The organism is Flavobacteriales bacterium (assembly GCA_016712535.1).
Lineage (GTDB): Bacteria > Bacteroidota > Bacteroidia > Flavobacteriales_F > PHOS-HE28 > PHOS-HE28.
Genome location: JADJQW010000002.1, coordinates 1,998,627 through 2,020,449 on the forward strand (window position 1 = coordinate 1,998,627; position 21,823 = coordinate 2,020,449).

Below are 21,823 nucleotides of genomic sequence, written 5' to 3' on the forward strand. Positions count from 1 at the left end.
CCAAGCGGGCGCCATGCACAGCACCATGAAGAAGCTCTTGACCCTCACGGCCTTCGCACTCGCCTTTTCCGCACAAGCCCAGAAGCACGTTTACGAGGACCTGCTCGTGCTCTTCGTGGATGAGAAATACGAGAAGTGCATTTACAAGGCCGAGGGCTACACGCAAGGAGACGATACCAAGAAGGATGCACTCCCCTTCCTGTACGTGAGCATGTGCCTCTTCGAGATGAGCAAGCAGGAGAAGTACAACGCCGATTATCCCAAGGCCTCGCGCGATGCGATCAAATGGGCCGAGAAGTACCGCAAGAAGGACAAGGACAAGGAGTTCTTCAGCAACTACGAGGACTTCTGGGCGGAGCTCAACACCGTTTCCTTCACCGCCGGTGAGAACCTGCTCGATGACCCCAAGGGCGTGAGCAAGGCGAAGCAGATCTTCGATGGCATGGTCGGGTACTACCCCGAGAACCCTGGCCCGTGGCTCTTGCTGGCCATGTGCCAGTACAAGAGCAACCTGAACAAGGAAGGGGACCTCAGCGTGAAGGAGTTCGACAAGGTGCTGGCCGCTGCAGGCGATGTGGGCACGCTGCCACGCGATCAGAAGACGCAATTGAAGAACGCTTTGATCCGCTACGCGGACTACCTGGTCAGCAAAGGCCAGCGCGACCGGGCCAAGCAGTACGCGGCGCTCGGGAAGGACCACTTCATGGATCAGCCTGACTTCAAGGGCCTCTGGGATAGCCTTTGATCCTCTGTACTGAGCAGATCCTCATGGGAAGCCGCTCCACCGAGCGGCTTCTCCTTTTCAGGCCTGGATCCTACGTGCGCGGATCAAGGCAATGACAAGAACAGGCAGCAGAAGCAGGTCCGCAGCCAGCGCGAAGGCGAGCGTGCTGCTCACCAGCAAACCCATGTAGAACACGCTGGCGAAGCCGCTGAACACCAGTGAGACGAAGCCCGAGCAGAGCATGATGCTGGTGATGAGCACGGCCTTGCCCGTGGAGAGGAAGGCGCGCTTCATCGCCAATGGCACCGAACGCCCCTTGCGCAGCTCGATCCGGAGCTTGCCCAGCAGATGGATCGTGTCGTCCACAGCGATGCCGAAGGCGATGGTGAAGATGATGGCGGTGCTCACCTTGATGGCGATGCCCGAGAAGGCCATGAGCGCCGCAACCATGACCAGGGGAAGCACATTCGGCAAGAGCGCCACGATGGTCATGCGCGCGTCGCGGAACACCCAAGCCATGATCGCTGCGATCAGGACGAAAGCAATGCTCAATCCCATGAGCAGCTGGTTGCTGAGCTTCTCATTGTTCCGGTCGATCAGGAAAGCCATGCCGGTCTGCCACATGCGTGTCTCAGAGCTGTTCGCGCTGAGGAAATGGCTGAGCGCGGCATTGCGCTGGCGGAACACGTGGCCGCCCTCGTCCCGGACCCGTCCCGCGATCCGGGCACGAGTCCCCGTGCTGTCCACCAGAGAAGCAAGCAGAGCTGGGCCGAGCGCTGTCCGGGCCATGCGCGCCAGGCGGTGCGCAACCGCTTCGTCCTCGGGCAGCGTGAAGAATGCGGGATCGCCACCATTGGCCGCCTTGTTCATCGCCTTCATCAGCACCGATGGGGACATCACCGCGCTCACGCCGTATTCGCTTCGCAGGTACGATTCGGCGCGGTCCATCTCGCGCAAGGCAGCAAGGCTCCAGGCATCGCCCTTCGTGGCCTCCACTTCCAATTCGAAGGGCCGCACGCCGCCGAACCGCTCCTCGAACCAGAAGTAATCCTGCTTCTGCGGATCATCATCGGGCCAATCCTCGAGCAAGTGGTTGTCGACCTTCAGGAGCTGGATGGCAGGCAAGCAGGCGACGAAGAGGATGGCCGAGCCTGCCACGATCCATGCACGGCGCTTCAGCACGAACCGTAGGAGCCGGTGCAGCGGCCAATGCCAGGTGCTCGCCTCGATGCGCACGCCGGCCTGCACGGGCGTGGGCAGCAGCAGAAGCAGCGCCGGGAGCAAGGTGAAGGCCAATGAGAAGGCCACGAAAACGCCGATGCCCGTGAAGACGCCGAACTCGCGTATGGGCTGGATCCCGCTGGACACGAGCGTGGCGAAGCCGATGGCCGTGGTGAGCGATGTGAGGAACGTGGCGAGGCCCACTTCGTAGTAGGTGATCGCCAGCGCGCGGGCTTTCGCCTGGCCGCTGCGCAAGGCCTCGATGTAGCGCTGCAGGATGTGCACCACGTCGCTCATGCCCACCACGAACAGGATCGTCGGCAAGAGCATGGTCAGCACCGTGAGCGGTTTGCCCATGAGCGTCATGATCCCCACTTGCCAGAGCACCGAGAGGCCTACGACGGTGATGGGCACCACGACGCCCCACCAGGTGCGGAAGCCAGCCGCCAGGAAGATCGCGAGCAGCGCCACCGAGACCGAGAAGAAGAGCACCAGCTCGCGCTGCATCTTCTGGATGTACCAGTACTGGCCGTGGATGCGGCCGCCCATCCGCACGTTCTCCAAGCCGCTTGCTTCAACTGCGCTTTGCACAGCAAGGAACAGTGCATCGCTGCGCTCCTTGCTCAGGCCGGGCTCTGCGCGCAGCACCATGAGCATGGCTCCGGCGTCGGGCGCGAAATGGGCCTCGCGCAGCAACGGGTCATTCCACACGCGCGCGCTGTCGACCCTCAAAAGGCTATCCGCTTCCCAGCGCAGCCAAGGCACCGCGAAGAGCCCGACGGGCGTGAGCCGGGGCTCTTCCGAGTTCGTGACCGAGGTCACCTTGCGCACATGGTCCGCTTCACTGAGCGCATCGGCAAGCGCATCGAAGCGGGCCAGGAAGGCGCTGTCGAAGACCGATGGCGAATGCGCTGCGCCGATCAGCAGGAAGTCATCATCGCCGCCGAAACGCTCGCGGAAGCCGAGATAGCGGTCGAGTTCGGGGTCGTCGGTGGGGAAGAAGCGCTCGAAGTCGTGGTCGAGGCGGACATCGCGCAGCGCGACCCCGAAGGCCAAGGTGAGCAGCGCGAGCGTGACAAGGGCGAAACGCGCGTGGCGCGGAGTGAGCCACCGCTCGATGCTTCGTATTCGCGCTTCCATCAACACGTGCCGGTCGATCGCGGCGGACAAAGGTGCGGCATGGGGCCCCAGTGCCCGGGTAGCTTTGCCCGCCATGGGGTTCACTCCTTCGCGCTCAACGTTCGCGCTGGCGGCAACGCTCACACTGGCGCAAGTGTTCTCGGCACCCGTGGCATCGCCTTTCAGCAATCGGCTGAAGAAGGCCTTCGAAGCGCTGGAAGTGCATGATTATTTCCTCGCGCGCAAGCTCTTCCGCCAACAGGCCAAGCGCCACCCGGCAGCGGCCTGGTACGGCCTCAGCGTGATCAGCGGGCGCGCCAACAACCCGTTCCACGACGAGGATTCGTGCTACGCTTTCATCATGCGCGCCGATGCCGCGTTCACCGTGGCGCCCGATAAGGAGCGGGCACGCATCGCCAAGGCCGGGGTGAGCCATGCCGTGATCGAAGAGCAGAAGAACCATGCCTTCCGCCTCGGCTGGGAGCGTGCCAAGGGTGCCAACGACATCGCCGCCTACGAGCGTTACATCAACACCTACACGCAGAGCCCCTTCGTGGCAGAGGCTAAAGCCGTGCGCGATCATCTGGCGTTCCAAGCGGCGCGTGAAGCGAATCAGCGCAGGCCTACCTCGACTACCTGAACCGCTACCCGCAGGCGCGAGAGGTTTACGAGGCGCGCAGCCGCTACAACGAGGCCGTGTACCGGGAGCGCACGGCAAGCCGCGACCTCGCTTCATTCCGCGCCTTCCTGATCGAGCACCCCGATAACCCATGGGTGCAGCAGGCCGAGGACGAGGTGTTCCGCCTGAGCACGCCCGGCCGCACGATGGAAGAGTACGCGGCATTCATCCGTGAGAATCCGCGCAACCGCAGGGTGAACGATGCCTGGCGCGCCATCTATGAGCAGTACACGCGCGACCTCAGCACCGATGCCATCACGCGTTTCCTGCAGAAGTACCCCGACTACCCGTTCGTGGAGGAGCTCGTGGGCGACTACAAGACCGCGAGCCTTTTCCTGCTGCCGTTCCGCCGGGACAGCCTATGGGGCTATGTCGATGATGATGGCAATGAGCGCATCAAGGCCGATCTGGAATGGGCAGAGCCTTTCGCAGGCGCGCAAGCCCTGGTGGGCCGCGCCGGACGGACCGGCACCATCAACCGCAGCGGTCGCGTGGTGGTGCCCATCGAGTACGACGAGGTGTCGGACCCGGTGGAGGGCACCAGCACCGTGGAGCGCAGCGGCCGGGTGGGCGCTGTTGACCGCAACGGCGACCTGGTGGTGCCCATGACCTTCACGGATGTGGGCGAATTCAGCGGCGGGCTGGCTTACGCGCAGCGCGATGACGCTTACGGCTTCATCAACCCGCGCGGAGAGGTGGTGATCCCGTTCAGCTTCGTTTCGGCGGGTACTTTCCGGAATGGATTGGCCGTGGTGGAGCAAGAGGAAGGCTTCGGTGTCATCGATGCCAAGGGCGGGGTGGTTGTTCCGGCGGAATACGATTGGATCGAAGGGTTCGATGGAGCGGTGAGCCGCGCGCGGAAGGATGGCAGGACAGGCCTCATCAGCCCTTTCGGCGATGTGCTTGTCCCGCTGCGCTACGATCACATCGGACCTTTCCGCGACGGCCTCGCCTTGGTCGTTGAAGGGAAGCGCTGCGGCTATATCACGCCAACGGGCAGCATAGCGATCCCCCTTGAGTACGAGGCCACCGACGATGTGGCAGGGTGGGGCGATTTCACGAACGGCCTTGCAGAGGTGCAGAGCGCGGGCAAGCGGTGCCTGATCAACACGCGCAACGAACGCGTGCTGCCTTGCGTGTTCTCCGATATCGGCCCAGCCACCGGCGCCTTGATCCCTGTCCGCAAGAAGGGTAAATGGGGCTATTCGGACCGGAACGGAAACGTGCTCTTCGATAACCGCTACGAACAGGCGGGCGAAATGTCGGACGGCATCGCTCGCGTGCGGCAAGGCGCGCTCTTCGGCTTGATCGACAGCACCGGCAAGGAGATCGTGCCGCCGGGTTTCAGCAACCTTGTTGCAACGGACTTCGGCTTCTGGCTCGCCACCGGCACAGAGGGAACAGGCCTGCTTCGCGCCAACGGAAAGGTGGCCTTGGCGCTTCGTTACGATGGCGTGAAGCTCATGCGCGACGATATCGCGCGCGTTGAGCGCGATGGCCGCATCGGATACGTGCGCCTCACCGATGGCCGCGCGATCTGGAAGGAGGAGGGACTGGAGGTGCCGTGAGCGTCAGCGCAGCACATTCACGTGCCCGATCAGCTCTTCCGCCTTCGCGCCATCCTCGGCGCGCGCACGGTAGCGGATCTTCCACACGTAAACGCCATCGGGAACGGGGGCTCCACCTGCCGTGCAATCCCAAGTCTTGTCCGGGTGGTCGAGGCTGGCGATGCGCTCGCCCCAGCGGTCGAAGATCTCCAGCGTGAAATCGCGCATCGGGCCGTAATACGACGCGCCGAACACATCGTTCTTGCCGTCGTTGTTCGGCGTCACGGTATTGGGCACGTGAATGATGGGGCCGCAGATGCCCTCCACCACACGTATGCTCGCCGTGGCATCGATGCAATCGCTGGTGACCTCCACGGTATAAAGGCCGGCAGACGACACGGTGATGAATGACTCGGTGCTGCCTGTGCTCCATTCGTGCGCGGCATCCGGCAATCCGGTATCAAGCACCAAGGGCGCATCGGGGCAGAAGGTGCTATCAGTCCCGAGCGTGATCGCGTCGATGAAGTCGAGCACGGTCACCGGTACCTCGTCGGACGCCGAGCAGCCCTGGAGCGCGAGCGTGACCGAATAAGTGCCGCTGCTGCTCACGGTGATCGTATCGCCGGTGGCGCCGGTGCTCCACTGCACGCTTGCCGAAGATGGCGGAACGGAGAGTCGGATGCTGTCTCCTTCACAGAGCGTGATCGGTGCCCCGAGCTCAGGAGCACCAAGCGGCACAAAAGCCACCACCACGGTATCGGTGGCCACGCAGGCGGCCTGCGTCACGTTCACCCAATAGGTGCCGGCGCTGCTTGCGCTGATGCTTGCGGTCACAGCGCCATTGCTCCATTCGTATTGTCCGACGATGTTGGCCGCGAGCGTGGCGCTCTCGCCGGGGCAGAGCAACTGATCATCGCCGAGATCGAGCCCGACAGGGTCGAAGACGCTCACGTTGATCGCGTCGCTCGCCGTGCATCCGTTCAGGTCCACGCTCACGGTGTAGGTGCCGGCCGCATTCACCGAGATGGTGGACGTGCTCGCACCCGTGCTCCATGCGTAGGCGGCATTCGGCTGGGCAGCAGAGAGCGTGAGGCTTGCTCCTGAGCAAAGCGTGGTGTCATTTCCTAAGTTGACGACGGGCGCAGGCAGCGCGATCACGTTCGCGGAATCATCTTCAGAGCAACCCGTCACCGTCACGGTCACGCTCACTGGTCCCTCGCCATAGAGCGTGTAGGTGGGAGCCGTGCTGCCGTCCTGCCAGAGGTAGCTGGCGTTCGGCGTGGTGGCATCGAAGGTGGCCGCCGCACCCGGGCAGATGGACTGGTCAGGACCGATATCGAACACCGGCAAGGGCAGGAAGGTGACGGTCACGTCATCGCTCGCGCTGCACAAGCCAACGGTAGCGGTGACGCTATAGGTTCCGCTATCCGTCACGTCAAGGGTCGGCGTCGTTGCGCCCGTGCTCCATGCATACGTCGCATTGGGCAGGCTGGCATCCAGCAGGACGGTCTCTCCATCGCACGCTGAGATGGCCGGGCCCAATTCAATGGCGCCGGGGTCGAGCACCACCACGTCTACGGTATCCGATTCCACGCACGTTCCTTGGGTGATCTGCACCCAATAGCTTCCCGAGGCATTCACGGTGATCGTGGGCGCATTGCTGCCGGTGCTCCACAGATAGATGGCCCCGGCGATGCCCGGGTCGAAGGTGGCTTGGTCGCCTGCGCAGAGGCTCTGGTCAGGACCCAGATCGAATGCCTGTGGCACGGTGAAGGCCACATCGACGGCGTCCGTGGCCGTGCAGCCATTGAGGTCCACCACCACGCTGTAGCTGCCGCTTGCTTGCACCGTGATGCTCGAGCTGCTCTCTCCCGTGCTCCATTGATAGCTCGCCCCGGGCCAGGTCGCATCAAGGATCAAGGATTCGCCATCGCAGAGCTGCTGGTCGGGTGGCAACTGCACTTGGGGCATGGGGAGCACCGCGATGAGCACGGTATCGCTCACGCTGCACAGGCCTTGCGTGGCCTGCACCCAATAGGTGCCGGATGTGCTGGCGGTGATCGCCTCACTGGTGGCGCCAGTGCTCCAGAGGTAATTCGCGCCGGGCAGTGCAGCGCTCAGGATCGCCGACTCCCCATCGCAGAGCACCAGGTCCGGGCCCAGGTCGATCGCATCAGCCGTGGCTTCCACGATCGTGATCTGATCGGAGTAAGTGCATCCCGCCAGGTTCGTGAGGGTGACGCTGTACGCACCGCCAGTGGTCACCACGATGGATGAGGTGATGGCACCGGTGCTCCACGCGTAGCCCGCACCGGCCAACGATGCATCGAGGGTGACGGCATCGCCGGTGCAGATGGTCTGATCCGGGCCGAGGTCGATCACCGGCAAGGGCTGGGCGGTCACTTGAATGGCGTCTGAGACAGCACAGGTGCCTTGCGAAACCGTGACATCGTAATTGCCGGTGCTGGAAACGGTGATGGTGGGGGTGATCTCACCGGTGCTCCAGAGGTAGGCCGTTGCGCCCGGCGTAGTGGCATCCAGCAGGACCTGATCGCCTTGACAGATATCGGCATCCGGCCCGAGGTTCACTGGGAGCGGCGCTTGCACGGCCACGTTGATGGCATCCGTGGCCACGCAGCCATTCGCATCGGTTAGCTGCACGCTCACCACGCCAGCGCTTTGCGCCGTGTAGCTCGCGGCCGTGCTTCCATCGTGCCATAGGTAGCTGGCACCGGGCTGCGCCACATCCAGCAGCACCTGATCGCCGGGGCATAGCGTGAGGTCGGTTCCAAGATCCACTTGCGCGGCGGGGAATGCGCCGATGATGATCGCATCGCTCGCGCTGCAGCCATTGGCCGTCACCGTCACATCGTAGTTGCCCGGTCCCACCGTGATGCTCGGTGTCACACCGCCCGTGCTCCAAGCGTAGGTGCCGCCGGCTACCGTTGCATCCAAGGTGGCGTTTAGTCCGGGGCAAAGGCTGAGGTCGGGGCCGAGATCCACGAGTGGCAGGGGAGTTACCGTGAGCAGCACGCTATCGCGCACGGTGCAGCCGTTGGTGGTCACGTCGAGCCAGTAGATGCCTGCGTTGCCGGTGGTGATGGAATTCGCCGCGGATCCCGAGCTCCATTCATAGCTCGCTCCAGCCACGGTCGCGCTGAAGGTGGCGACATCGCCCGCGCAGATCGTCTGGTCAGGGCCGAGCGTGAACACGGGCAGGCTGAAGTTCACGAGGTCCAAGGCATCGCTCGCGCTGCACCCGTTCACCGTGACATCAACGCTGTAGGTGCCGGGCGCGCTCACCGTGATCGAAGGCGAACCGGAACCGTTGCTCCATGCATAAGCAGCGCCGGGTAATGTCGCATCCAGCGTGATGCTCGTTCCGGGGCAAACGGTCTGATCCGGTCCCAGATCCACCACGGGCAGCGGGATCACCACCAGGTCCATCGCATCGGAGGCGGAGCAGTTGTTCAGCGTCACCGTTACCGAATACGTTCCGGTTGATGCGGCCGTGAGCGTTGCGCCGGCCGATCCATCATTCCACAGATAGGTGGCGCCGGGCTCCGTGGCATCGAGCAGCACTTGCTGGCCCGCGCAGATCTGCTGGTCGGGACCGAGGTTCACCACCGGCAACGGATTGTAGTCCACCACCACTTCGTCGTAGGCCGAGCATCCGTTCACGGTGACCGTGACGCCGTAGATGCCATTGGCATTCACGCCGTGCGTGGCCCCGCTGCTGCCATCCATCCAGCTGTAGGTGGCGCCAGGCGTCGTGGCATCCACCACGGCTAAGTCGCCTGTGCACAATTGCAGGTCGGGGCCCAGGTCGAAGACCGGCAATGGGTTGTAGCCAATGGTGATGGCGTCAGTGGCCGTGCAGTTGTTGGCGGTGACCGTGACGCTGTAGTTCCCGGCGCTGCTCACCGTGTAGGTGGGATCGGTGCTCCCATCCTGCCAGAGATAGCTTCCTCCGGGCACGGTGGCATCGAGCACGAGGGTCTCGCCATCGCATAGTGTGACGTTCGGTCCAAGATCGAAGGCGGGGAGCGGTGTCACGAAGACCTCGACATCGTCGCTGAGGGTCACCGTGGCGCTGAGGCTCACGTCATCGAACCCGAAGTCGTTGCCGATGCCGTGTCCGCTGCTCACTTGCACGCAGAAATCGGCGCTCGTGACGCCAGCAGGAGCGGTCCAAGTGGTGCTGAATTGCTGCCAAACGCCTTGCTGGCTGGGCAGCTGCATGTCATCCCCGGTCCAGCTGCCATTCACGAACACGGCGAGGATCGGCGGGCCTTGCGTGGCCAGTGACATCGCTCGGAAGCTGATGGTGTAGGTCTGGCCGGGGCACACCGGATGGGTCTGGCACCAGAAGCGGAAGCCCGGGTGCATCCAGCCCGCGTTCACCATCAGGAAGGATCCATTGCCCGTGCCTTGCCACTGGTTGTGCAAGAGGTTGGCGTTGCTGCCGATCCAGTAATTGCCATCCGTGGTGAGCGGCTGGGCATAGTTGAACATGCTGGTGAATCCCGTATTGCCGCTGCTGAAATTGGGATTCACCGCGAGGTTTCCCGTGGGGTAGCTCACCGTGCAGGTGTACACCCCGGCGGCGCCTACCGTGGTGTTCTGCGTCGCGTCACCATTGCTCCAGCTGTAGGTCGGGAAGCCGGGCGGGCCGTTGAGCTGCACCGTTTCACCCTGGCAGATGGTCTCATCGGGACCCAGCACGATGGAGCAGGCCGGTGGCTGAGCCAGCAGCGGGCATGCTGAGGCGATCAGCGCCAGTGCGATGGTTATCCTGCTGATCATCCGAAGGTTCAGGCGGGCGGCCGATGGCAAAGGTCGGGCCGACGGGGCAACTGTCAATGGGGCTTGGCGGGCAGCTGTCAACGGGCGATGAACACCCTGTTGACGCCTTCGAGCCGCAATTCGTCCACCGAGCCGAAAACCCTTTTCAGATTGGCGAGCACCTTGTCGCACCGCGCCCCGCTCGGGGCGTCGTAATCCACGGTGTTGAAGCACAGGGTGCCGGAGCATCGGTCGCGCAGGGCGTGGGCGAAGCCGAGCGTGTCCGCACCGCGGGCCAGGTCCAGGTCATTGAAGAGGTCCACCACCACCAGGTCGAACCGCTGCTTGAGCGCATGCGCCTGCAGGATCGCATCACCTTCGATCACCGTGAGCGCTGACCATGACCGAAGTCCGAAATGCCGCTCGGCCACCGAGATCATGGCCGGGTCGATCTCCACAGCGGTAATGGGGCAGGAGAGCCCCCATTCACCCCGCAGGATGCTCGGCACGCTCCCCGCACCAAGCCCTAGGAGCAGCACCTCTCCCGGCGGTGCTCCCTGCACGCCTAGCCCGGTGAACACGGCTTTCCACACCCGATGCAAGCTCCCGAACGATTGGTTGCCCTGCGCGCTGTTCAGCACCAGGCGGCCCTCTTCGTAGCGGGCCTCCAACGGGCCGAACGCACCGGTGATGCGCTCCACCGGAACTGGCCAGATGTAACTCAGCAGACGTTGGAACTTCACCGGGCAAAGGTGCGCCACCATCTTTGCGTCATGCGCCACCTCATCCTGTCAACCGTGTTCGTGCTGATCGCCGCAGCCCTTTCCGGGCAAGTGGTGCACGATTACGCTTCCGTGGAATTCTCGCCGGGCATCCGCAAGCTCGGGGTCTTCGGCACCGGCATCCCGGCAAAGGTCACCGACCTGAAAGCGATCAACATGAGCAAGCGCGACCTCGACATGCTCAACTTCTTCCAAGAGGTTCAGGAACTGGAAAAGCAGGGCTGGGAGGTCACCGGCCAGGATGTGGTGGCGCTGGACAAAGGCGTGCACATGTATGTGTGGACCTTGCGGCGGCCGAAAGCGGCCAACCCCTGAGAATCTGCGCAGTCAGCCGAATCGAGTGATTCCGTAGCCTTGTGGCATGAGTGAAGTGGCCACCTACCAACTGCTCGATGGCCGTGCCTGCTCCGATGCGCTGAAGCAGCGGATCGCGCAAGAAGCCGCGGAAGTGCTGGCCAAGCGAGGCCGTGCGCCGCATCTGGCGGCCGTGCTCGTGGGCGATGATGGCGCGAGCCGCACTTATGTGGAAGCGAAGGTGAAGGCTTGTGAAGCGGTGGGCTTCAAGAGCTCCTTGATCCGCCTGCCGGCATCCACCACGCAGCAGGAACTCATCAAGCAGGTGCAGGCGCTCAACGCCGACGCTGATCTCGACGGCTTCATCGTGCAGCTGCCCTTGCCTGATCACCTCGATGCCGATGCGGTCACCCTGGCGATCGACCCCGCCAAGGATGTCGACGGTTTCCACCCGGTGAGCCTGGGCAACATGGTGCTGGGGCACGAGGGTTTCCTGCCCGCCACGCCCAGCGGCATCGTGGAGCTGCTGCGCCATTACCGCATCGCCACCAGCGGCAAGCACTGCGTGGTGGTGGGCCGCAGCAACATCGTGGGCACGCCCATGAGCATCCTCATGAGCCGCAACAGCGATCCCGGCAATTGCACGGTGACCCTGGCGCACAGCCGCACGCGCGACTTGGCCGCCGTGACGCGCGAGGCCGATATCCTCATCGTGGCTGCGGGCAAACCGGGGCTCATCGGTGCGGCCATGGTGAAGCAAGGCGCCGTGGTGGTCGATGTCGGCATCCACCGCGTCGACGACCCTTCGCGCAAGAGCGGATTCCGGCTCTTGGGCGATGTGCGTTTCGAGGAAGTGGCGCCCAAGTGCGCGTGGATCACGCCCGTGCCCGGCGGCGTGGGGCCCATGACCATCGCCAGCCTGCTGCTCAACACGCTCAAGGCGGCGAAGCGCTGAAATCGACTGTCATTGCGCCGTGGCACCGGTCCCGGTACATTCGCCACCATGCGCAGGCATCTCTGGAAGATCGCAGCCGTCTTGGCCATCGTGCTGGCAGTTGCAGGGTATTTCCGCTATTGGTGGGTGTTCGGCACGGGCGTGAAGGCCGGTGAGCTGAACTACGTCGTCCACAAGGGCGTGCTCTTCAAGACCTACGAGGGCAAGATGATCCAGACCGGCATCCGCAGCCAGGCAGGCACCTTGCAGAGCTTCGAGTTCCTGTTCTCGGTGGAGCACGACGCCGTGGCGCAGCAACTCATGGCCAACAGCGGCAAGCAATTCAACCTGCACTACCGGGAGTACCTCGCGGCCCTGCCCTGGCGCGGCCACAGCAAGTACGTGGTGGACAGCATCGTGAGCATGCAGGAGGTGAATCGCTGACCCACCACAGACACCAAGAGCGTGAGCGCTTCCGGATACCACGAGCCCAGCAGGCCCAGCAGCAGGAGCCGTTCAGGCCTCCGCCATCGATCGCGCGGCCGCGCGAAGCGCAAGGAACGCGAGCAAGGCTCGGCCTGGCATTGGTTCAAGCACGACCTGCGCGAAGCGATCGGCCGGTACAGCAAGCAGACCTCTGCCGCGCACAAGCGGTTCGCCGCGTTGCTGATCCTGGTGGGCGCGGCCTTGCGTGCCTGGCTCTTGAGCGAACCGGTGACGATCGATGAGGCCAGCATGTACGTCTCCTTCGGGACGCAATCGTTCACGGCCATCCTCACCGACTACAGCCTGCCGATCAACCACGTGCTGCACACCATGCTGGTGAAGGTGAGCACGAGCCTGTTCGGCCTGAGCACCTTCAGCCTGCGCATCCCGGCCTTCCTTGCCGGGGTGCTGGCCATGCCGCTGTTCTACATGCTCACCCGAAGCCTGTTCAACCGGTACATCGCGCTCATGACCCTTGCGATGGTGGCCGGCTGCCCGCCGCTGATCGAGCTGAGCGCCCTGGCCTTGGGCTACAGCCTCTCGTGGTGCGCCTTCCTTGCTGCCCTGCTCGTGGCGCGGCACCTGGTGCGCGAGAACAATCCATGGAGCGCGGCCATCATGGGCCTCTGCCTCGCGGTGGGCATGTGGAGCGTGACCACCACGGTGTTCACCGCCGCCATGGCCTTCCTCTGGGTGCTCTTCACGCTCATGGGCAAGTACCAGCGGTCATTGAACGAGCGCTTGACCATGCTCGGCCTCGCGGTGGTGGTCTTCATGCTGTCCACCGCGCTCCTGTACATGCCGGTGGTGATCGAGCATGGGGTCGATGGGCTCTTCATCCACCAGAGCGAAGGCGAGGACACCTGGGCGACCTTCAGTGCCGGCTATGCCGATCGCGTGATCGACTTCTGGATGTTCGCTGCCGACCCTTCCTACGATTGGCTGCTGCTCCTGGGCTTCTGCGGGGTGATGCACGCCACCTATGTCTCCGGCAAGTTCAGGGCGATCATCTTCTCCCTATTGCTGGGCGCCGTGCCGCTCGCCATCGCGCTCCAGGAGGATGGCCCGGCCTACCTGTGGGCGTACATGCTGTTCTTCTTCTGCATGGGCTCGGCCATCGCGCTCTTCTACCTGCTGAAGCTGATCCAGGAGAAACTGGTGAAGAGCATGGGCAAGCGCAGCCGGACCGCATGGGCCTCGGTGGCGCTCCTGGCCGTGTATGCCTCCGGTCTCGGCGAGGCCAAGGCCCGGATGGGCCATCAAGCGGAGACCCGGCCGGGGGCTGCACTGATCATCGCCAGCATGAGGGCCGACGACCGGCTCTGCTTCGATGCCCGCTGGGAGCGCATCGTCAGCTTCGAGTTGCTGGCGCAAGGCATGCCGATGGAGCGCTTGCATCAGATCATCTCCTACAAAGGGGAGATGCCCGTTGGCTCCACGCTGTGGCTGGCCTTGGGCAAGCGCGGCGGCCCCAGCCCCCCGGAGGCCATCTCCCGGTGCGGCTTGCAGGCCGGCAACTACGATCAGCCGGTGCTCTACAAAGAGTGGCCGCGATTGGAGATATTCGCGGCCCGAAAGCGCTAGGCTTTCCTTCGCTTCCCGTCGCGGTTGAGCAACCCTCAACCTGCCATGGATTCAACCTTCAACCCTCAACCTTTCCATCCATGTCCGAAGAAGGCCGCCAGATAATCTTCAATATGGTGAAGGTGGGCAAGACCCTGCCCTCCGGCAAGAAGATCCTCAACGACATCTACCTCGGCTTCTACTACGGCGCCAAGATCGGGATCCTCGGTCTCAACGGCAGCGGTAAGTCCACGCTCATGCGCATCATCGCGGGCAAGGACAAGAACCACGACGGCGATGTGCACCTCAGCCCCGGCTACACCATCGGCCATCTGGAGCAGGAGCCGGAGCTCGATGAGAGCAAGACCGTGATCGAGATCGTGCGCGAAGGCGTGCAGCCCATCATGGACCTGCTGAAGGAGTACGAGGAGGTGAACAACAAGTTCGCCGATGAGGACGTGCTGGCCGATCCCGACAAGATGGACAAGCTCATCGCGCGGCAGGGCGTGCTGCAGGACAAGATCGAGGCGAGCGATGCCTGGAACATCGACCAGAAGCTCGAAGTGGCCATGGATGCGCTGCGCTGCCCCGAGGGCGATTCGTCCATCAAGGTGCTCAGCGGCGGTGAGCGCCGTCGCGTGGCGCTGTGCCGCCTGCTCTTGCAGCAGCCGGACATCCTCCTGCTCGACGAGCCCACCAACCACTTGGATGCCGAGAGCGTGGCGTGGCTCGAGCTGCACTTGCAGCAGTACAAAGGCACCGTCATCGCCATCACCCACGACCGCTACTTCCTCGACAATGTGGCAGGCTGGATCCTCGAATTGGATCGGGGGGAAGGCATCCCGTACAAGGGCAACTACACCAGCTGGCTGGAGCAGAAGACCGCCCGCATGGCGCAGGAGGAGAAGACCGAGAGCAAGCGCCAGCGCGTGCTGAAGCAGGAATTGGAATGGGTGCGCAGCAACGCCAGCGCGCGCCGCACCAAGAGCAAGGCGCGTCTGCAGAACTACGATAAGATGCAGAGCGAGAGCGTGAAGGAGAAGGAGGCGAAGCTGGAGATCTTCATCCCCAACGGCCCGCGCCTCGGCGACAAGGTGATCGAGTTCAAGGGCGTGAGCAAGGGCTACGGCGACCGCCTGCTCATCGACAACCTCAGCTTCGCGCTGCCGCCCGCCGGCATCGTGGGCATCATCGGTCCCAACGGCGCCGGTAAGACCACGCTCTTCCGCATGGTGATGGGCCTGGAGAAGCCCGATAGCGGCAGCATTGCCATCGGCGAGACCGTGCAGATGGCCTACGTGGACCAGAGCCACAAGGACCTGGTGGCCGACAAGACCGTGTACGAGGTGCTCACCGGCGGCCTCGAGAACATCACCTTCGGCAACGTGGTGATGAACTCACGCGCCTACCTCAGCCGCTTCAACTTCAGCGGCACCGACCAGAACAAGAAAGTGGGCATCCTCTCCGGCGGCGAGCGGAACCGCCTCCACCTGGCCATGACCGTGAAGCAGAGCAGCAACGTGCTGCTGCTTGACGAACCGACCAACGACCTCGACGTGAACACGCTGCGCGCGCTCGAAGAGGCCATCCAGGATTACAGCGGCTGCGCCGTCATCATCAGCCACGACCGCTGGTTCCTCGACCGCGTGTGCACCCACATCCTCGCCTTCGAAGGCGACAGCCAGGTCTACTGGTTCGAGGGCGGCTTCAGCGAATACGAGGAGAACCACAAGAAGCGGCTGGGCGGTGATATCGTGCCGCATAGGATGAAGTACCGGAAGCTGGTGCGGGGGTAAGGCGAATCAGAGGATCGGATGATCAGAAAAATGGAAGCTCAGCTCTTCGCCGGGCTTCTGCGTTCAGAGCATTCGCTCCCTCACCGCACGCAGTGCGCCTTCAGCTTGTTCAGGTAAACATCCTCCACGCTCTTCTCGCCCATGGCCACCACCTTGTCGTGGAACTCCCACGCCTTGGGGCAATTCAGCGTGAGCGTGTAGCACTCGAAGAGGCGGTAGGTCACCTCGGGGTCCTTGCCCATGCGGCGATAGGCGCGCTTGTACAGATCGAGGGCCTTCAGGGTGAACTCCTCGGCCTTCTTGTCGCGGCCTTCCTGCTGCATGTGGTAGCGCTGCTCCATGTACACATCGGCCTCTTCCTTCAGCAGCGGGGCGTAGGTGCTGTCCACCGCGATGCCCATCTGGTAGTTCTCGTGCGCCTCGAGGGGGCGCTTCATGCTGCGGAAGAAGGCGCCGAAGGCGCGGTGCGCCTCGGGGTTGATCGGCATGGCCAGCCAGGCCTCGTTGAAGCGCTTGATGGCGCCCACATGATCGTTCTTCTTCAGCCGCTCGAAGCCCAGCTTGCAGAGGCTGTCGCTCAGCGCGCGCTGGCGGTTGCGGTTGTTCATGATCACGGTGAAGATGTCCTCGTCCACCGTGTTGTTCACCACCTCGGGGCCGTAGTCGCCGAAGCGCGGCTTCAGGTAGGGGTCCTGGTCCGCGCGCGCGTACCATTCATCGAAGGAGAGCAGCTGGGCGGAAGCGGGGAAGGAGAGGAGCGCGAGCGCGAGGGCGGCGATTGTTCTCATGGTTCGATTCAGGTGCGGCGAAGTTGGCAATGATCGGGCCATCGCTCACGGCAATTGCTGGTTGCGCGTGGCGGTGGGCACGTTGCCGCCGATGTTCACCAGGATGGGGTCGCGGTCGTTGCCGGTGCCGGTGTATCGCACGGTGCCGTCCATGTTGGTATCGGTTCCCAGGTAGCCGGTGGCCGTTGCCGTTGGCGTGCTTCCGCCGATGGCGGTCAGGATCGGGTCGCGGTCATTGTCCTCGCCGGTGTAGCGCAACACGCCATCGCGCTGGCAATCGCCTGCCCAGAGCGGATTCACCGGACCCATGGGCTTGGTGGCCGAAATGCCGTAGAGCGCGGTGCTTCCATCGCTGAGGTCGCAGCTGCGCAGGGCCACGCTCACTTCCAGGGCTGCTGCGGTCATCACCCCCAAGTGATTGCGATGGTGCACGGCCACATGGTAGGGCCCGGGCTTCAGGCTGAATTGCACCGGAGAGGCGCCGTCGGTGCCTACGATGTCGCCATCGCGCTGGATCAATGCGCTGCGGGAGGCCAGCACGACCGAAGGGTCGGCGGGATCGCGCAGTTCCAGCACCACCCAATCCACGATCGCGTCCGGGCCATTGATGGCCAGCGCGGCGGGTGAGGTGGTCTCCGCGCCGCCGCCCGCGTGCGCATAGCCGAGCGCGGTGTAGGGCTCGGTGAAGGGCAGCAGTCCCTTCACGCGGAGCGAGTCGTGCATCAGGCCCGTATCCGCATCGTAGGGCCCTTCGAGCATGGCCCTTACGCGAAGGGAGAGCCGCGGCTTCACGATGAAGAGCCCTTCGCCAAAGCTGCTGATGATGATGTTGCCGCTCCCGAAGTAGGGGTAGTTGCCCCACGCGCCGCTGTACGTCTTCCCGTTGTTCGCCGGATAGGTATCGAACCAGGCGGACAGGCTCAATTGCCCGTTGCCCACGTTCGCCGCGTCGAGCACGTGGAGGCCGCTGGTGTAGTTGGCTTCCCACACCAGGTTCCGGTGCACGTACAGGTTGTGGTCGATGCTCGGGTTCGGCCCGCTGAAGTAGCCCAGGTACTCGGGTTCGTCGAGGTCCTGCACGTCGTAGATGTGGGTGCGGGTGTTGTAGGTGTACGAGCTCTCGTCGCCCTCGTCGTTCATCAGCAGGTAGCGGTGGTCCTCGGTGAGCCAGCCTTGGTGGCAAAGGCTGGGACTGGTGTAGGGCGGCGTGGTGCTGATCAGGGCCATGTCGCTCTTATCGGTCACGTCAACGATGGTCACGCGGTCGTTGGCATTGATGTGGAAATTGAAGCTGATGCGCTTGCCCAAGTGATCGGTGTCCGGCCCGATGTAGTCGAACACGGTGTTCTCGTGGATGTAGCCCTCGAAGGGGAAGGTGCCTGCGAGGGTCGGTGCCAGCGGATTGCTCACGTTCACCACCACCAGTCCGCCGCTGGCGATGTTGCTGCCCACGGCGTACACGTAGGGCTCGGTCTTATCCACGAAGATGGAGTGGCTGTTGCCGAAGCCCCCGAAGCGTGCATCGGCGGCGAAGGTCTCCGGCGGGTTGGTCACATCGCGCAGCCGCGTGAGGTCGAAGACCTGCAAGCCATGCCCGGCCGCCTCGCTGCCGATGAAGCACCAATTGCCGTGCGTATCCACATCGCGCCAGAGTGAGGCCACGTTGTTGTGCGAGGGCAGGAAGCCGATGAGCTCCGGGGCGGTGGCGAGGCTGATGTCCACGAAACTGGTGCCCGTGCGGCCGCCCACGATGGCGTACTCCTTATCCGTGAGCGGATCGGTCCATCCCCAGAGGTCGGCGATGTTGGTATTGGTGCCCAATTGGGTCAAGGACAGCTGCGCCATCAGGTCGATGTTGCTGCACGGGTAGGGCCCTGCGAACCCGTTCACGCAGGGGGTCTGCGCGCGAGTGAAAGCCGTCAAGCCGACGAAGAGGAATGTGAGTGAGCGCATGGATGGAAGGGGACCCGCAAAGTACCGGTTCGCGGGCAACGGCGGGTCATGGGCACTTGGCCCGTAGCTGGGCCTCGAAACCAGCGTCTGGCGCGCACCCCGGAAGCCCCAAGCAGCGCTGATGCTGCTTCCGTGCCTGCTCGCATTCCCCGCGCACCGTGTAGCACACGGCCAATCGGTACGCGATGGCCGGGTCATTGGGCGCGAGCTCCTCGGCGCGCAGGAGCACCGTCAAGGCAGCGGCAACCAATTCATCGGCATGCGCGGGGTTCTCAGCGCGCGTGGCGTATTGCTCGGCCAGCGCGGCGGTGGCCAGTCCCAGCAGCGAGCGCACGTGGGTGGGGTCCAGCTCAGCGCCACGCTTGAACCATTGCAGGGCCATGGCCGGCCGGTCGAGCGCGAGGAAGTAGTTCCCGAAGCCCCAGTAGGCATCGGCGTTGGTGCTGTCCACCAGCCACGCCTGGTTGAAGCGCATCATCGATTGCACCTGATCGCCGGCGGCGAGCAAGGCCGATCCGTGATCCACCAAGCGGCTCGAAGCGGTGCGCGGCACAGGGTCAACGGCGAGCACGGCAGCAACGAATTCGGCATCGGAGGCCTTCTGCGCGGCATTCTTCCCTTGGTCGCCGTATCGCGGGGCCAGGCGCATATCGGCCATGGCGCGGTGCAGCCATTCGGCATAGTTGAGGTGCTGCGCGTTCAGGCCCGAGGCCAGGCAGATGAAGAGGGTCGTAATGCCGCGCATGCTTCTGTTGACCGACGGGCCCCGGTGCCGGTTGCTTCGGTTCGGTTGCGAAGTTGGGGGCATTGCAGGCCTCTCCACCTTTGTCCCCGTGCAACCCGCTCCGCCGCTCCGCTTCTTCACCCACGGAACTACGCTCGCTTATCGAGTCTATGGGAACGGCCCTGAGCCCCTGATTGCCCTGCACGGCTTCGGCCGCACCGGCGCCGATTTCCATGTGCTCGAAAGCGCCCTCGGCCTGCGCTTCACCATCTATTCCTTCGACCTGCACTTCCACGGGCATAGTCCGGGCTACCCGGAACGTGCCGATGCGCCCTTCGCGCCGTCGGAGATCGCTGCCTACTTCGCAGGGTTCATCGACGCGTTGGGTGTCGAGAAAGCCGCGCTGGTGGCCTACAGCCTTGGCGGTCGGCTGGGCCTTTGCCTGTTGGAGGAGATCCCGCAGCGCTTCAGCCGGGTTTTCCTGGCGGCCCCGGACGGGTTGAAGACCAGGCCATGGTACCGGGGCTTGGCAGCGTCAGGCTTGGGAAGTTGGGCCTACAAGCGTTTCGTGAAGCACCCGCAGCGGGTCCACTTCGTGATGGATGCGTTACGCGCGCTGCGGCTGATGAATGAGCGAATGCACCGTTTCCTGAAGGGACAGACCGATAGCCGCGCCAAGCGGCAGCTGGTGCACGATGTGTGGCTGAGCTACCGCCGGATCGAGCCCGACCTGACGGTGGTGGCGCGGAAGGCCGAATCCCTTGGCTTGCGCATCCACCTCTACTTCGGCGCGCATGACCGGGTGATACCGCCCGACCTCGGCGAGAATCTCTCGCGCCATGCCCCAAGCAGCGTTTCGGAGCACGTGCTCCCCTTCGGTCATGTGCTGCTCAACGCGGAATTGGCGGAGGCCATAGCGGCGGATGCCGCAGCCACAGGGGGCGCGGAATGAAGAAGGGCCGCCCATGGGGCAGCCCTTCCGGGAATGCATAGGACGGAAGGCTATTTCGCGCCCACCTGCTCGTCGCTGGTGGTGAGCTTGTGGCGGCCCTGCTTGCGGCGGCTGGCCAGAACGGCCCGGCCAGCAGCTGTGCTCATGCGCTTGCGGAAACCGTGCTTGTTGGTCCGCTTGCGTTTGCTGGGCTGGTAGGTGCGCTTCATGGCCTGCTCGGTTTCGTTTAAGGGCGGCAAATGTAGCCCTTTCGTTCAGCCGTGCAAACCGGGCGTGCGCGGAGCGAATCGGAGGCGGTCGAGGCCATAGGCGGACACGGAGCCATCCTCGGCTTCCACGAGCAACCGGCCGAGTTCATCCACATCCAAGGCCCGCGCCGTGATGGGCGCGCCATCGAGCAGCATTTCGGCCCAGCGCCCGCGGGTCCAGAGCCGGTCGGTGTAGCTCACCAGCCCGGCGTCGGGCGCCTGCTGCCACTTCTGCCACCAGTGGCCGAAGCGGTCGAGCAGATGGAACAGCACGGCCCGGCGGTCGAGTTCTTTTCCACCCTCTTGCAAGAGGCTGGTCGCCACCAGTTCAGCGGGGAAGCCGGTGCTGTTCACATTCAGCCCGATGCCGATGATGCTCCGCGCCACCTGGTCGCCCACGAGTTCGTTCTGGATGAGGATGCCGGCCACTTTCCGTCCGGACACCAGGATGTCATTCGGCCATTTGATGCGCAGGTCGGCCTGCACATGGGGCCTCACGGTATCGAAGACCGCGAGCGCCGCCACCTTGCTCAACGCGAATTGCCGGTCGGCCCGCAGCCCTTCGGGCTTGCAGACGACGCTCAAGGTGAGGTCGAGCCCGGGCTGGGAGTGCCAGGCACGGCCGCGCTGGCCCCGGCCCTCGGTCTGTTGGTGGCCGAGCACCACGGCGCCATGCGCCGCCTTGCCCGCCGCAACGAGCGCCGAAGCCTCGGCGTTGGTGCTCTCCAACACCTCGTACTCGATGAGGGGCTCTCCGAATGGCATGCGTACCGCTCATGGAACAGGCTGGTAACCGCCGGTTGCGGGGCGGGCCAACACCTACCTTTGAGCGCTCCCAAAGCTATTCGGATGAAGCAAAAGAAGGGCGCGGGCGACTCGCGCTTGGTGGAGGCTGTGATCCATGGCATCCAAGAGGTCAAGGGCCGGGAGCTTGTTCACATGGACCTGCGCGGGATCCCCAATGCGGTCTGCAGCCACATGGTGATCTGCCACGGCGATTCCACCACGCAGGTGGAAGCGATCACGCGATCCGTGCTGGAGACCGTGCGGAAGCAGATGGGAGAGAAGCCTTGGCACACCGAAGGCGAGCGCAATGCCGAATGGGTGCTGATCGATTATGTGGATGTGGTGGTGCATGTCTTCCACCGGGACCGGCGCGGGCATTATGCGCTGGAGGATCTTTGGGGCGATGCGGTCCGCACCCTGTATGAGAATGTAGCCTGAGCAA

The 21,823-nt window shown here is 63.9% G+C and carries 18 protein-coding genes; 10 read left to right on the forward strand and 8 right to left on the reverse strand.

The genetic code is table 11. From position 1 onward, the window contains the following. Window positions 1–25: 25 nt before the first annotated feature. Window positions 26–745, forward strand: coding sequence for a hypothetical protein (locus IPK70_08270; GenBank protein ID MBK8227158.1), 720 nt, complete (start codon window positions 26–28; stop codon window positions 743–745). A gap of 57 nt (window positions 746–802) precedes the next feature. Here the strand turns inward: IPK70_08270 and IPK70_08275 are convergent, their stop codons facing one another. Beyond that, on the reverse strand, window positions 803–3,085 hold the full coding sequence (locus IPK70_08275) for an MMPL family transporter (protein ID MBK8227159.1): 2,283 nt from the start codon (window positions 3,083–3,085) through the stop codon (window positions 803–805). Between the two features lie 73 nt (window positions 3,086–3,158). On the opposite strand from IPK70_08275, the gene IPK70_08280 reads away from it, so the two are divergent. Both IPK70_08280 and IPK70_08285 read left to right on the forward strand, forming a co-directional pair. Further along, window positions 3,159–3,704: a hypothetical protein gene (locus IPK70_08280; GenBank protein MBK8227160.1), complete on the forward strand. Its 546-nt coding sequence runs from the start codon at window positions 3,159–3,161 to the stop codon at window positions 3,702–3,704. A gap of 56 nt (window positions 3,705–3,760) precedes the next feature. After that, the gene (locus IPK70_08285) at window positions 3,761–5,311 is read left to right on the forward strand and encodes a WG repeat-containing protein (protein ID MBK8227161.1); all 1,551 of its coding nucleotides are present in this window, start codon (window positions 3,761–3,763) and stop codon (window positions 5,309–5,311) included. A gap of 3 nt (window positions 5,312–5,314) precedes the next feature. Here IPK70_08285 and IPK70_08290 read toward each other — a convergent pair whose 3' ends face one another. Both IPK70_08290 and IPK70_08295 read right to left on the reverse strand, forming a co-directional pair. Next, entirely contained in the window at window positions 5,315–10,096 is a 4,782-nt protein-coding gene (locus tag IPK70_08290; protein ID MBK8227162.1) for a gliding motility-associated C-terminal domain-containing protein, read from the reverse strand. A 77-nt stretch (window positions 10,097–10,173) separates the two neighbouring features. Continuing rightward, the gene (locus IPK70_08295) at window positions 10,174–10,818 is read right to left on the reverse strand and encodes a hypothetical protein (protein MBK8227163.1); all 645 of its coding nucleotides are present in this window, start codon (window positions 10,816–10,818) and stop codon (window positions 10,174–10,176) included. 30 nt (window positions 10,819–10,848) lie between these two features. On the opposite strand from IPK70_08295, the gene IPK70_08300 reads away from it, so the two are divergent. The 5 genes from IPK70_08300 to ettA all read left to right on the forward strand — a co-directional run bounded on the left by IPK70_08300 (window position 10,849) and on the right by ettA (window position 15,930). Further along, window positions 10,849–11,172 carry a hypothetical protein gene (locus IPK70_08300; protein MBK8227164.1) on the forward strand — a complete coding sequence of 108 codons (324 nt, stop codon included), beginning with the start codon at window positions 10,849–10,851 and terminating at the stop codon, window positions 11,170–11,172. Between the two features lie 46 nt (window positions 11,173–11,218). Next, window positions 11,219–12,106 carry a bifunctional methylenetetrahydrofolate dehydrogenase/methenyltetrahydrofolate cyclohydrolase FolD gene (folD, locus tag IPK70_08305; GenBank protein MBK8227165.1) on the forward strand — a complete coding sequence of 296 codons (888 nt, stop codon included), beginning with the start codon at window positions 11,219–11,221 and terminating at the stop codon, window positions 12,104–12,106. A 48-nt stretch (window positions 12,107–12,154) separates the two neighbouring features. Further along, window positions 12,155–12,529: a hypothetical protein gene (locus IPK70_08310; GenBank protein ID MBK8227166.1), complete on the forward strand. Its 375-nt coding sequence runs from the start codon at window positions 12,155–12,157 to the stop codon at window positions 12,527–12,529. 21 nt (window positions 12,530–12,550) lie between these two features. Beyond that, complete coding sequence (locus IPK70_08315; GenBank protein ID MBK8227167.1) at window positions 12,551–14,155, forward strand: glycosyltransferase family 39 protein; 1,605 nt, start codon at window positions 12,551–12,553, stop codon at window positions 14,153–14,155. Between the two features lie 80 nt (window positions 14,156–14,235). Then, complete coding sequence (gene ettA, locus IPK70_08320) at window positions 14,236–15,930, forward strand: energy-dependent translational throttle protein EttA (GenBank protein ID MBK8227168.1); 1,695 nt, start codon at window positions 14,236–14,238, stop codon at window positions 15,928–15,930. Between the two features lie 80 nt (window positions 15,931–16,010). On the opposite strand, the gene IPK70_08325 is transcribed toward ettA, so the two are convergent. From IPK70_08325 to IPK70_08335, 3 genes are read right to left on the reverse strand one after another with little or no spacing between them, the layout of a single operon-like run. Then, window positions 16,011–16,718: a hypothetical protein gene (locus tag IPK70_08325; GenBank protein ID MBK8227169.1), complete on the reverse strand. Its 708-nt coding sequence runs from the start codon at window positions 16,716–16,718 to the stop codon at window positions 16,011–16,013. A gap of 45 nt (window positions 16,719–16,763) precedes the next feature. Beyond that, window positions 16,764–18,671 (reverse strand): choice-of-anchor B family protein, encoded by a 1,908-nt coding sequence (locus IPK70_08330; GenBank protein MBK8227170.1) that lies wholly within the window; start codon window positions 18,669–18,671, stop codon window positions 16,764–16,766. A gap of 46 nt (window positions 18,672–18,717) precedes the next feature. After that, complete coding sequence (locus tag IPK70_08335; protein MBK8227171.1) at window positions 18,718–19,416, reverse strand: hypothetical protein; 699 nt, start codon at window positions 19,414–19,416, stop codon at window positions 18,718–18,720. An 88-nt stretch (window positions 19,417–19,504) separates the two neighbouring features. Here IPK70_08335 and IPK70_08340 point away from each other — a divergent pair, with 88 nt between their 5' ends. Then, entirely contained in the window at window positions 19,505–20,347 is an 843-nt protein-coding gene (locus tag IPK70_08340) for an alpha/beta fold hydrolase (protein MBK8227172.1), read from the forward strand. Between the two features lie 50 nt (window positions 20,348–20,397). Here IPK70_08340 and rpmH read toward each other — a convergent pair whose 3' ends face one another. Continuing rightward, window positions 20,398–20,556 (reverse strand): 50S ribosomal protein L34, encoded by a 159-nt coding sequence (rpmH, locus tag IPK70_08345; protein ID MBK8227173.1) that lies wholly within the window; start codon window positions 20,554–20,556, stop codon window positions 20,398–20,400. A 45-nt stretch (window positions 20,557–20,601) separates the two neighbouring features. Next, window positions 20,602–21,360: a biotin--[acetyl-CoA-carboxylase] ligase gene (locus IPK70_08350; protein ID MBK8227174.1), complete on the reverse strand. Its 759-nt coding sequence runs from the start codon at window positions 21,358–21,360 to the stop codon at window positions 20,602–20,604. Between the two features lie 84 nt (window positions 21,361–21,444). Here IPK70_08350 and rsfS point away from each other — a divergent pair, with 84 nt between their 5' ends. Next, on the forward strand, window positions 21,445–21,819 hold the full coding sequence (gene rsfS / locus IPK70_08355; GenBank protein MBK8227175.1) for a ribosome silencing factor: 375 nt from the start codon (window positions 21,445–21,447) through the stop codon (window positions 21,817–21,819). The last annotated feature ends 4 nt before the right edge of the window (window positions 21,820–21,823 follow it).

Excerpts from the sequence above, each read along its gene's own strand:
- IPK70_08270 (MBK8227158.1), top strand. The coding sequence starts at position 26 with ATGAAGAAGCTCTTGACCCTCACGGCCTTCGCACTCGCCTTTTCCGCA.
- IPK70_08275 (MBK8227159.1), bottom strand. The coding sequence starts at position 3,085 with ATGGAAGCGCGAATACGAAGCATCGAGCGGTGGCTCACTCCGCGCCAC.
- IPK70_08280 (MBK8227160.1), top strand. The coding sequence starts at position 3,159 with ATGGGGTTCACTCCTTCGCGCTCAACGTTCGCGCTGGCGGCAACGCTC.
- IPK70_08290 (MBK8227162.1), bottom strand. The coding sequence starts at position 10,096 with ATGATCAGCAGGATAACCATCGCACTGGCGCTGATCGCCTCAGCATGC.
- IPK70_08300 (MBK8227164.1), top strand. The coding sequence starts at position 10,849 with ATGCGCCACCTCATCCTGTCAACCGTGTTCGTGCTGATCGCCGCAGCC.
- folD (MBK8227165.1), top strand. The coding sequence starts at position 11,219 with ATGAGTGAAGTGGCCACCTACCAACTGCTCGATGGCCGTGCCTGCTCC.
- IPK70_08310 (MBK8227166.1), top strand. The coding sequence starts at position 12,155 with ATGCGCAGGCATCTCTGGAAGATCGCAGCCGTCTTGGCCATCGTGCTG.
- ettA (MBK8227168.1), top strand. The coding sequence starts at position 14,236 with ATGTCCGAAGAAGGCCGCCAGATAATCTTCAATATGGTGAAGGTGGGC.
- IPK70_08325 (MBK8227169.1), bottom strand. The coding sequence starts at position 16,718 with ATGAGAACAATCGCCGCCCTCGCGCTCGCGCTCCTCTCCTTCCCCGCT.
- IPK70_08330 (MBK8227170.1), bottom strand. The coding sequence starts at position 18,671 with ATGCGCTCACTCACATTCCTCTTCGTCGGCTTGACGGCTTTCACTCGC.
- IPK70_08335 (MBK8227171.1), bottom strand. The coding sequence starts at position 19,416 with ATGCGCGGCATTACGACCCTCTTCATCTGCCTGGCCTCGGGCCTGAAC.
- rpmH (MBK8227173.1), bottom strand. The coding sequence starts at position 20,556 with ATGAAGCGCACCTACCAGCCCAGCAAACGCAAGCGGACCAACAAGCAC.
- IPK70_08350 (MBK8227174.1), bottom strand. The coding sequence starts at position 21,360 with ATGCCATTCGGAGAGCCCCTCATCGAGTACGAGGTGTTGGAGAGCACC.
- rsfS (MBK8227175.1), top strand. The coding sequence starts at position 21,445 with ATGAAGCAAAAGAAGGGCGCGGGCGACTCGCGCTTGGTGGAGGCTGTG.